This window comes from Microbacterium sp. (genome assembly GCF_051953575.1).
Classification (GTDB): domain Bacteria; phylum Actinomycetota; class Actinomycetes; order Actinomycetales; family Microbacteriaceae; genus Microbacterium.
On record NZ_JBQCIP010000220.1, the window covers coordinates 1 to 10,488 of the forward strand.

Annotated in this window: 8 protein-coding genes; 1 reads left to right on the plus strand and 7 read right to left on the minus strand. The window is 71.6% G+C overall.

Going from position 1 to position 10,488, the window contains the following annotated elements:
- Positions 1-101 precede the first annotated feature (101 nt).
- The 5 genes from ACTHNQ_RS13355 to ACTHNQ_RS13375 are packed head-to-tail and all read right to left on the minus strand — an operon-like array spanning position 102 to position 7,152.
- Positions 102-860 carry an SDR family NAD(P)-dependent oxidoreductase gene (locus ACTHNQ_RS13355; protein ID WP_440334086.1) on the minus strand — a complete coding sequence of 253 codons (759 nt, stop codon included), beginning with the start codon at positions 858-860 and terminating at the stop codon, positions 102-104.
- Positions 850-1,980, minus strand: coding sequence for an ATP-NAD kinase family protein (locus ACTHNQ_RS13360; RefSeq protein WP_440334088.1), 1,131 nt, complete (start codon positions 1,978-1,980; stop codon positions 850-852). The genes ACTHNQ_RS13355 and ACTHNQ_RS13360 overlap by 11 nt, the downstream gene beginning before the upstream one ends.
- 4 nt (positions 1,981-1,984) lie before the next feature.
- Positions 1,985-3,601 carry an aminomethyl-transferring glycine dehydrogenase subunit GcvPB gene (gcvPB, locus tag ACTHNQ_RS13365; protein ID WP_440334090.1) on the minus strand — a complete coding sequence of 539 codons (1,617 nt, stop codon included), beginning with the start codon at positions 3,599-3,601 and terminating at the stop codon, positions 1,985-1,987.
- Positions 3,598-4,992 carry an aminomethyl-transferring glycine dehydrogenase subunit GcvPA gene (gene gcvPA / locus ACTHNQ_RS13370; RefSeq protein WP_440334092.1) on the minus strand — a complete coding sequence of 465 codons (1,395 nt, stop codon included), beginning with the start codon at positions 4,990-4,992 and terminating at the stop codon, positions 3,598-3,600. Before gcvPA ends, gcvPB begins: the two co-directional genes overlap by 4 nt.
- Positions 4,993-5,025: 33 nt before the next feature.
- Complete coding sequence (locus ACTHNQ_RS13375) at positions 5,026-7,152, minus strand: beta-galactosidase (RefSeq protein WP_440334094.1); 2,127 nt, start codon at positions 7,150-7,152, stop codon at positions 5,026-5,028.
- 126 nt (positions 7,153-7,278) lie between these two features.
- Here ACTHNQ_RS13375 and ACTHNQ_RS13380 point away from each other — a divergent pair, with 126 nt between their 5' ends.
- Positions 7,279-7,935 carry a GntR family transcriptional regulator gene (locus ACTHNQ_RS13380; RefSeq protein ID WP_440334096.1) on the plus strand — a complete coding sequence of 219 codons (657 nt, stop codon included), beginning with the start codon at positions 7,279-7,281 and terminating at the stop codon, positions 7,933-7,935.
- A 61-nt stretch (positions 7,936-7,996) separates the two neighbouring features.
- Here the strand turns inward: ACTHNQ_RS13380 and ACTHNQ_RS13385 are convergent, their stop codons facing one another.
- Positions 7,997-9,673 carry an amylo-alpha-1,6-glucosidase gene (locus tag ACTHNQ_RS13385; RefSeq protein ID WP_440334098.1) on the minus strand — a complete coding sequence of 559 codons (1,677 nt, stop codon included), beginning with the start codon at positions 9,671-9,673 and terminating at the stop codon, positions 7,997-7,999.
- On the minus strand, positions 9,673-10,488 hold an 816-nt coding region (locus ACTHNQ_RS13390), incomplete at its 5' end, for a carbohydrate ABC transporter permease (RefSeq protein ID WP_440334100.1). The genes ACTHNQ_RS13390 and ACTHNQ_RS13385, both read right to left, overlap by 1 nt.

The following is a 10,488-nucleotide window of genomic DNA, read 5'->3' on the forward strand; positions in this document are numbered from 1 at the left end:
GGGGGGGGGTTTGCGTGCGTGGGTCACCACCCCCCACCCGCCGCACCACGGGTGGGGGGCGGGCGCGGGGGGGGGCCCCCGCCCGCGGCGACGGTGTCGGCTCAGGCGATGCCGCCGCCGTCGACGACCAGCGCCGACCCAGTGACGTATGAGGACTCGTCGCTGGCCAGCCAGACGACGGCGGCGGCGATCTCGCGCGGCTGCCCCATGCGCTGCAGGGGCCGGTCGGCGGCCTCGGCGAGGAAGCCGGCCTGGTCCTGGCCGAGCTGCTTCGCCTCGTCGCGGAGCATGCCGGTGTCGACGTCGCCCGGGTTCACCGAGTTGACCCGGATGCCCTGCGGGCCGTGGTCGATGGCGAGCGCGCGGGTCATGTTGACGACGGCGCCCTTCGACGCGCAGTACGAGATCGCCTGGCCGCCGCCCTTGAGACCCCAGCCCGACCCGGTGTTGACGATCGAGCCGCCGCCGGAGGCCGCCATGATCGGCACGACGTGCTTGCACATCAGGAAGATCGCGCGCACGTTGACGCCGAACACTCGGTCCCATTCCTCGACGGTGGTCTCGACGGCCGTCGTGCGGCGGATGATGCCCGCGTTGTTGAACACGACGTCGATGCCGCCGAGGTCGGAGACCGTGGTGGCGACGACCCGCTCGATGTCGGTCTCGCTGGAGACATCGGCGGCGATCGCGATCGCGGTGCCGCCGGCATCCCGTATCTCGCCGGCGACCGCCTCTGCGGCCTCGGCGTTCAGGTCGACGACCGCGACGGCGGCGCCTTCGGCCGCGAATGCGAGCGAGGTGGCGCGGCCGATGCCACCGGCGCCGCCGGTGACGATGGCCCTCTTGCCTTCAAGACGCATGGGGTGCTCCTTCGGATTCTGGTGCGTGGACGGGATAGAGACTCGATGCCGCGGGACCGGTGATCACGCGGAGGTGCCCGGCGACGGCGGCGTCGAGGTCGGGGTCGCCGGTGTCGACGAGCAGAGGGCGGCCCTGCAGCTCGACGAGCTTCGATTCGGGCGCGACGACGAGGACCGGGTCGTCGCCGATCGCGCGCAGCACGCGCGCCGACAGCTGCTGGTTTCCGCGGCCGAGCACGAAGCCCTGCCCGCCGATGACGCCGACCACCGCCTGTGCGGGTCCACGCGAGACCTCGTCGAGCAGCTCGGCTTCGCTCGCGCCGCGTCGCACGATGCGCCCGTCCAGTACGACGTCGACCCCGAGCGGTGTCTTCTCGACGCCGAGCACGCGGGCGAGTTCGGCCATGGTGCCGCCGGGACCGAGCAGGTAGCGCACGCCGGGACGGAGGACGGATGCCGCCCCCCGTGCTGCTGCGGCGACCGACGCCTGCTCCGACACCGGCGTGGGGGACTTGCGCGCCTGCGTGCGTCCGGCGCGGTACGGCACGAGCAGCTCGCCGTACAGGCGCGGCTCGACGCGCGCCCGCCGCAGCGCGGCCTCGTCGACGTCGAGCACTTCGCGCAGCTGCGTCGGCAGCCCGCCGTCCAGCCAGGCGTGCGCGAGACCTCCGGCGGCCTGCGGGCTCACGGCGAAGACCGGGGAGTACATCTTCACGCCGGCCGGGATCCCGAGCGCGGCGACCCCCGGGGCGTCGGATAGCCCGGCGACGACGTCGCGGGCGGTGCCGTCGCCACCGGCGAACAGCACAAGGGTGGCGCCTGCCGCCACCATCGCCCGGACGGCGGCGACCGTGTCGGCGGGCGTGGTGTCGTCGCCGGGCGCGTAGACCACCACGGGGTCGAGGCCGGCGGCGGTGGCGGCATCCGTCCCCATCGCACCGCCGGCGGTCAGCACGGGGGTCCCTGCGGGCAGAGCGGCCAACGCCGTCGTCGCGCGCGCAGCGGCGCGCGCCGACGACCCGCGTGCCGCCGCGAGCGACTGCACGTCGGCGCCGTCGGAACCGGCGAGCCCTGCGGGCCCGCCGATCCCGGCGACGGGGTTGACCACGAGACCGATCATGCGCCTAGGCTTCGACAGGCTCAGCGACCAGGGCCGGGGCCGAGAAGTCCGCCGGCGTCTCGCCGAAGTACTTGCGGCGGTATGCGCGCCAGGTGATCGCCCAGCGCTGCGGGTCGTCGAGGTCGTCGTGGTGCGTGTGGTGCACGGTCTGGTTGTGCGGGGCGGTGCGCACGAGCTCCGGCGTCTCGCGCGCCTCGCTTGCGACTTGCGCCAGCGCGGCGACGTACTCGTCGAGCTCGGCCTTCGAATAGCACTCCGTCGGCTCCAGGGTGAACGGCTGCGGCACGACGTACGGGTGGTGGCTCGTCCAGTAGTGGAAGCCGTAGTCGGCCATGCGGATGCCGATCTCTTCCGACGTGATGCCGGTCTCTTCGAACAGCTCCTGCCACGAGTAGCGCACCTGCTCGATACGACGGCGACCCGTCGCGTACGGCGCGGAAGCCCCCGGGATCTCGAGCACCCTGCTCATCAGGTAGTTGTTGTTGAGCACCGCGATCTGCGACGCCGCCAGCATGCCCTCGGCGCCGAGCGCCATGATCCAGGCGTACGCGCGCACGACGTGCAGCACGACGCCGTGTGCCGGCGCGACGTGTCCGATCGACAGCTCGCCGGGCTCCCGCACGACGAACCGGCCGTCGACCTGCTCCACCCGCGGACCGGGCAGGAACGGCGCCAGCGCAGCGCTCACGGCGTTGGCCGCCGCGCCCGGACCGCCGCAGCCGTGCGGGGCCGAGAACGTCTTGTGTAGGTTGAACTGGCACACGTCGAAGCCCGCGTCGCGCGCCCGCGTGATGCCCAGGATGCCGGCGGCGTTGGCCTGGTCGTACGAGGCGAGCGCGCCGACCTCGTGCGCGGCATCCACCCATTCCTTGATGGCCGGGTTGTAGATGCCCGTGTCTTCGGGGTTCGTGACCATGATGGCGGCCGTGCGCTCCGACAGCGCCGCCTTGAGGGCCGCCAGGTCGGGGTAGCCGTCGGCGTCGGGGTAGATCGTGACGACCTTGTAGCCCGCCACCTTCGCCGCGGCCGCGTGCGAGGGGTGGCTGAAGATCGTCGTGATGACCTCGTCGCGCTGCTCGGCCTCGCCGCGCGAGGCGTGGTACGCCCGGATCATCGCGATGTTCGTCCAGATGCCCGCCGAGCCGCCGGGAGAGGCCAGCGAGACGGCATCCATCCCCGAGATCTCGGCCATCAGCTGCTCCAGGCGCCAGATCATCTCCAGCGCGCCCTGCGTGTCGGCCGGGTCCTGCGCCGGGTGCAGTGCGCGCAGCTGCGGCACCTCGATGAGCTGGTCGTTGATCTTCGGCGAGTACTTGATCGTGCAGGTGCCCTGGCCGATGTCGACGTTGAGGTCCGAGCCCAGGTTCTCCTGCGACAGGCGCAGAAAGTGCTTGAGCACGCGCATCTGCGCGATCTCGGGGAGCGCCGGCGGGGCCGGACGGCGCAGGTGCTCGGGCAGGGCCGCGACGACATCGCCGACGGTCTCGCGCACGACGGGCTCGACCGGGGTGATCGCGATGCCGCGCTCGCCCGGCGTCGACAGCTCGAAGACGATCGGCTCGTCCCAGCTGGCCTGGTGGAACCGGCGCGGGCTGGTCTTCGGGGCGACGGGGAGGCTCATGCGACCTGCTCCTTCGTGTTGTCGATCGGCATGGTGTCGAGGGCCGCGGCGATCGCTGCGGCGAGGCGGTCGATGTCGGCGGCGGACGTGGCGTCGGTCACGCACACGAGGAGCGTGTGCTCGTCGACGACCACACCCGGCTCGATGCCGTCGGCGCGCAGCGCCGTCACGATGCCGGACGCGCGGGCGGCGTCGAAGCGCACGGTGAACTCGCGCAGGTGCAGCGCGCCGTCGCCGAGCGCGACGCCTGGGATGGCGGCGAGCCGCTGCTGGGCGTACGCGGTGCGGGCGAGCAGCAGCTCGCCGAGCTCGGCCATCCCCTGCGGCCCCATCAGCGACAGGTGCACGCCGGCCGCGATGCCCCACAGGGCCGCGGCCGTGCCGACCCACTCCTTGCCGTCCTCGCGGTGCGCGAACGACGTCCGGTCGTACGCCACATCGCCGAACCCGTACTCGCCGGGCACGTCGGTGGACTCCAGGCCGAACAGCCGCGACGGCATCTCCATCACGAACCGCGGATCGTCGTGCACGGCGATGAAGCCCGCGTGCGCGCCGCCGAACCACTGGTGCAGCCCCAGCGACTGGATGTCGCCCGTCACGATGTCGGCGCCGTGGAGCGCCGGCGGCGTGAGCACGCCGTACCCGACCGGGTCGGTGCCCACGACGACGACCGCGCGGACGGCGTGAGCGAGGTCCGAGATCTCGCGCAGTCGCGCCTCGACGGCGCCCGTGAAGCTCGGCGTCTCGACCCAGACGGCGGCGACATCGTAGCCGAGGCGGTCGGCCAGGGCCGAGACATCGGCGACGCCGTCGACCGTGGCGACGTGCTCGATCACCAGGTCCGCGCGCGTGTAGTCGCGCACCTTCGACTCCTTCTCGGGCAGCACGTCGCTGACGACGAGCACGCGCGGCCGCCCGGTCATGCGGCCGGCCATGGCGAGGCCGGTCGCCGCGGCCTGGTAGCCGTCGTACGTGGGCACGTTCACGACGTCCATCGCGAGCAGCTCGGCCATGAGCGACTGGTACTCGAAGAGCGCCTGGAAACGGCCGTGGTCCTCGTACGGCTCGCCCGCGTAGGCGGTGAGGAACTCGCTGCGGCGGATCACCTCGTCGACGACCGCGGGCACGTAGTGGTTGTAGGTGCCCGCTCCGAGGAAGCTCAGGCGCTCGTCGGTGGTGCGGTTCTGCGCCAGGATGCCGCGCACGTGGCGAGCCAGGTCCTGCTCGGCCGGGAGCGGCGCGGGCACGTCGAGCGGACGCTGCAGTCGCAGGCCGGCCGGAACGTCGGCGTAGAAGTCCTCGACCGACGCGGCGCCGACGGCGGCGAGCATCTCGGCCATGACGGCGGGTGCGGTGTTGGGGATGTAGGGATGCACGAACGTCTCGGTCACGTCATCCTGCTTTCTGGTCTGCGGTCGGGTGGGTCAGTGGGCGAGCGTGAGGAACGGCGGGATGCCGTCCCGCGGCGTCTGCAGGACCGCCACGCCGTAGCGGTCCAGGGTGAGGGTGGCGCCGGTGCGCTCGCCGGTCACGAGGTCGAGCGCGCCCTCGGGCACGCGGATCTTCAGGGGCGTGCGGCCGTGGTTGAGGGCGAACGTGAAGTCGGTGTCGTCGCTGGAGCGCGTCACCGCCTCGAAGTCGACGTCCACCTCGGTGCGCGCGGCGAGTCCGGCGCCGCCGAGGACCTCGGCGAAGACGGCGGAGAGCCCCTCCTCCGAGAGCATGGCGCTCACGTACCAGGCCGCGCCGGTGCCGGCGTCACGCCGGGTGACGGCCGGCCGGCCCTCGAGCTCGCCGGAGGAGTACGTGCCGATGACGGCGGTGGCGGCTGGGCCCATGCGCCCGGAGGCTCCGGGCGACGCGTCAGTGGCGCCTGAAGGGGGCGTGGGGACGACTTCGATCCACTCCGCCCAGGCGGGGTTCTCGTGCGAGGCGCCCGCGATGTCGACGGTCTCGACGACGCCGTCGGCGTGCGGCCACTGCTCGTCGACCTCGACGCCGAGCAGCCCGCGCAGGGGACCTGGTGCACCGCCGTCGTGCACCTTCTCGGTGGCGTCGACGACTCCCGAGAACGGGCCGACGACGACGTGCCCGCCCGACTCGGTGAACGCGGTCAGCGCCGCCGCCTGTGCCTCGTCGGCGATGTACAGGTTCGGCACCAGCACGACGTCGTAACCCTCGAACGGCCCGCCGGCGCGCACGGCGTCGACCGGCTGTCCGAGCAGGTGCATCGCGCGGTGCCAGGCGCGGGCCTGACGCGCCCAGTTGAGGCGCTGCGACGGGAGCGACTCGATCGCGCTGGATCCCCACCACGAGTCCCAGTCGACGACGAGGCCGACGCGGGCGCGCACCCGCGTGCCGCGCACGGCTTCGAGGCGCTTGAGCTCCTGGCCGAGCGCCTTGGTCTCGCGATAGGTGCGGGATGCCTCACCCCGGTGCCCGAGCATCGACGAGTGGAACTTCTCCTGGCCGTACCTGGCCTGGCGCCACTGGAAGAACATGACGGCGTCCGACCCGTGGGCGACGGCCTGCAGGCTGTCGACGCGCATCTTGCCCGGCGCCTTGGGCACGTTGACGTCGCGCCAGCTGGTGGCGCTCGCCGAGGACTCCAGCAGCAGCCACGGCCGCCCGCCCTTCAGGGAGCGCATGAGGCCGTAGTTCAGGGCGGCGCCCACGTGGGCGATCGGATCGGCGGGCTCGGGGTAGGCGTCGTCGGTGACGATGTCTTCAGCATCCGCGAACGTCCAGTAGTCCAGGTCGCGGAACATGCTCATGAAGTTCGTCGTGACCGGAAGGTCGGGGGTGACTTCGCGCAGCACGTCGACCTCGAGCTGGAACAACTGGAGCATCGCGTCGGACGAGAAGCGCTCGAAGTCGAGCAGCTGGGTGGGGTTGATCGGACCGGGCGCCTTGCGCGGCGCCTCGATGTGGTCCCACGACGTGTAGCGCTGGCCCCACACGTTGACGCCCCACGCGTCGTTGAGCCCGTCGAGCGAGCCGTAGCGGTCCTGCAGCCAGCGGCGGAAGTGGCGGGTCGACTCGGGGCACCAGCACCGGGACGTGTGGTCGCCGTACTCGTTCGAGATGTGCCAGAGCACCACACCCGGGTGCGAGCCGTAGCGCTCGGCCATGGCACGCGTCATGCGGGCGACGTTCTCGTGCCACACCGGCGAGCTCGGGCAGTAGACCTGGCGCGAGCCGAACTCGAGCCGGTGGCCCTCGGCGTCCATCGGGTGCATCTCGGGGTGGGCGCGCAGCAGCCACGACGGCGGCGTCGCGGTGGCGGTGGCGAGGTCGATCGCGATGCCCGCCGCCCACAGCTTGTCGAGGATGCGGTCGAGCCAGCCCCACTCGTACACCCCGGGAGCCGGCTCCAGCTGGGGCCAGCTGAAGATCGGCAGGCTCACGAGGTTGACTCCGGCCTCGAGCATGAGCCGGACGTCCTCGTCCCACACGTCCTCCGACCACTGGTCGGGGTTGTAGTCGCCGCCGTACGCCAGCGCCTCCAGCCGAAGCGGGCGGGGGTGGGCGGGGCCGGGGGTGTCAGCCACGAGGGCTCCTCTCCGAGTCTGGGGCTGTACAGGAACACTGTTCAATGTATTCTGTATACAAGAAGCGTATGACGGATGCAGCGAGTGGTCAAGCTCTAGGCTGACCGCACCGGCGAAGGGAACACCATGGCCATCGAGCGCAAGAATCTCCGCTCACAGGTGCGTGACGAACTGCTCGCGCGCATGCGCTCGGGCCTCGTCCAGCCCGGTGAAGGCATCAACGAGGTGCAGCTCGCCGCAGAGCTCGGCGTGAGCCGGACCCCCCTGCGCGAAGCGCTCATCGCCCTCGAGAGCGAAGGGCAGATCGAGAGCGAGAACGGCAAGGGCTTCCGGTTCGTGCCGCTCAGCAAGCGGGAGTTCCAGGAGCTCGCGCCGATCATGGCCGCCCTGGAGGGCCTGGCCCTCGAACTGACCCCGCCCGACCAGGTGACTGCGCTCGGCGCCCGCCTGGCGGAGCTGGCCGCGGAATTCGACCAGGAGGTCGTCGAGCACGCGCTCGTCATCACCAAGGACGACGAGTGGCATGCCGTCATGCTGTCGGGCTGCACCAACCGGCGTCTGCTCGCGCTCATCGAGAGCGTCCGCGGCGCCTTCCACCGCTACGAGTCGATGCTCGTGCCGAGCGACGTGATGATCGAGCGCGTCGCCGCCGAGCACGCCGAGATCGCCCGCCGTCTCGTCGACGGCGACGTGCCCGGCGCCGTCGAGGCGCTCCGGGTCAACTGGATCAACGGCATGCAGCGCATCATCGACAACGCGTCGAGCACGTACTTCACGGACTGACCCGCACGAACGCGAAAGGGGGATGCCTCACCGGGTGAGGCATCCCCCTTTCTTCGTGCGATCAGACCGACAGCCGCACCGCGAGGTCGATGAACAGCGCGGCCGACCAGCCGAACGCGGTCGTCGCCGTGCCGGCCTTCTCGCCGGTGTACGGGTGGAAGTACTCGTGCGGTCCGCCGCCGTGGATGACGAGCTCGAGCGTGCGCTCGGCCAGCTCGCGGGCGCGGTCGGGCAGCCCCGAGACGGCGAGCCCGTCGGCGACGAGCGTGTTGGTGTTGATCCAGACCGGGCCGCGCCACATGCGCTCGGGCGAGAAATCCGGATCGCCTGCGGCCACGGTGGGCAGCCCCCACGGCGTGCCGTAGCGCGCGGGGTCGTCGAGGGCGGCGGCGAGCGTGTCGCGCACGTCGCCCGGAAGCCGCCCGGTGAGCAGCGGCATGAGGCCCACGATGGCGTCCGTGCCGACCCGTTGGCCGGCGGCACGCGCGGTGAACACGCCGGCCTCGGCATCCCACAGCTCCATGAGCTTCGCGAGCGTACGCTCGGCGCGCTCGCGGTGGGGCTGCGGGTCGGCGTCGCCGAACTCCTCGGCGAACCGCGCGAGCTCCAGGTCCTGTCGCACCAGGTACGCGCCGAGGTCGGGCGCGGTGGTCGGGAGCGGGCCGTCGAAGATCGGACTGTCGTCGAGGCCCGACGAGTACGGATGCCCGTACTCGGGCATGCCGTCGCCGTCGAGGTCCGACACAGCGAACCACCAGTCCTGCGAACGTCGGATCGTCTCGAGGTGCCGCCGCGCCCATGCCTCGGTCTCGGGCGTGCGGGGGAGGGCCTCGAGCACGCGGCGCAGCGCCCAGGCCGCCAGCGGCGGCTTCGTGAGCGGCACTGGCGCGTTCGGGTCGGCGATCTGCGACCCCGCGCGCCGCAGCCGATCGCGGTCGGCCTGCGGCAGGTCGTCGCTCGTGGCGAGGACGCCCTCTTCGTGCACGACGTCGGGCAGCTGTCCGTCGGCCGACGAAAAGCCGAACGCCAGGTCCAGCTGCTCGCGTGCGAGCTCGGGCGCACCGTGGCGCAGGCCCGCGGCGATGAAGTACGCGTCCCACTGCCAGAGGCCGACGTACCCGATCTTCGACGGCACGACGGCGTGGACCTCGCCCAGCTGCGCGCGCAGGCGCGGCAGCGACACCACGTTGGCCCCGAGCACCCACCAGCAGAACGCCGCCATGTCCTGCAGGTCGTCGCGGACGACCGGGCAGCGAGCGAACCAGTCGTGCCACAGCGCCCGGCTCGCGTCCGCGTCGTCGTCATGGCGGGTGGATGCCGCCACCCGCACGGTCCGGTCCGGCGCGATCTCGATGCGCACCGCGGCGGCCAGCGGGGCGAGCCGCGTCTGCCCATCGGGCGTCGTCCACTCCGCCGACAGTCCCGACGCTGCCGCGCCGAGCGACAGCGACTCGGTGCCCGCGAAGACGAGCGTCGCCGCGTCGTCGCCGAACACCACCCGGTCGGGGAGCACCGCGGTGATCGGGAGTGCGCGGGAGGCGGCATCCCTCACCGTCAGCAGGTCGAGGACGCGGCACTGGTCGAGCCGGCGCTCGTACTCGGAGGTGTGCACGCGGACGCCGTCGCCCTCGCGGAACACGATGATGCGCGAGGAGGGCAGCGTGAACGGCGCACGCTCGAGGTCCAGGTGCCCGCAGGCGAGGGCGGCGAGGGCCTCGGGAGAGGTCGTCAGGGTCATCATCGTCCTCCGAGTCCGGATGCGGCCATGCTGTTGAGGATGCGGCGCTGGCCGATCACGAACACGATCAGCATCGGCACCGTCGAGATCGCGGATGCCGCCATCACGAGGCCGTAGTTCACCGAGCCGAACTGGCCCTGGAACGACGTCAGGAGCAGCGGCACCGTGAACAGGTCGGGCGTGTTCAGCAGCACGAGCGGGAACAGGAACGCGTTCCAGACACCGAGCGACACGATGATGCTGAGCGCGGCCAGGCCGGGCTTGAGGTTCGGCAGGATGACGCTCCAGAAGATGCGCCAGCGGCCGGCCCCGTCGACGATCGCGGCCTCTTCGAGCTCCTTCGGCAGCGACAGCACGAACTGGCGCATGAGGAACACGGCGAACGGATTCGCCAGCAGTCCCGGCACGATGAGCGACAGGTGGGAGTCCACCCAGCCGAGCTGGGACATCAGCAGGTAGAACGGGATGAGGGTCACCTGTGCGGGGATCATCTGCGTCGCCAGGAACACGATGAAGATGACCTTGCTGCCGCGGAACGGGATGCGCGCGAACGCGTAGCCGGCCATCGACGCCGTGATGAGCGTGCCGATCACGACGAGCACCGCGATGTAGATGCTGTTGAGGTACGCCTGGCCGAACGGCACCGCGTTCCACGCCTCGGTGTAGTTGTCGAACGTCCACGGATCGGGCAGGAACGCCAGCGGGTCGGTCAGCAGCTGCGGCAGTGTCTTGAACGAGGTCAGCAGCATCCACACGAACGGGAACACCATGACGATGCCGCCGATGATCAGCAGCACGTGCAGCAGGGTGGAGTT

What these genes read in the sequence shown, in the direction of transcription:
- ACTHNQ_RS13355 (WP_440334086.1), bottom strand. Translation starts at nt 860, where the DNA reads ATGCGTCTTGAAGGCAAGAGGGCCATCGTCACCGGCGGCGCCGGTGGC.
- ACTHNQ_RS13360 (WP_440334088.1), bottom strand. Translation starts at nt 1,980, where the DNA reads ATGATCGGTCTCGTGGTCAACCCCGTCGCCGGGATCGGCGGGCCCGCA.
- ACTHNQ_RS13385 (WP_440334098.1), bottom strand. Translation starts at nt 9,673, where the DNA reads ATGACCCTGACGACCTCTCCCGAGGCCCTCGCCGCCCTCGCCTGCGGG.
- gcvPB (WP_440334090.1), bottom strand. Translation starts at nt 3,601, where the DNA reads ATGAGCCTCCCCGTCGCCCCGAAGACCAGCCCGCGCCGGTTCCACCAG.
- ACTHNQ_RS13380 (WP_440334096.1), top strand. Translation starts at nt 7,279, where the DNA reads ATGGCCATCGAGCGCAAGAATCTCCGCTCACAGGTGCGTGACGAACTG.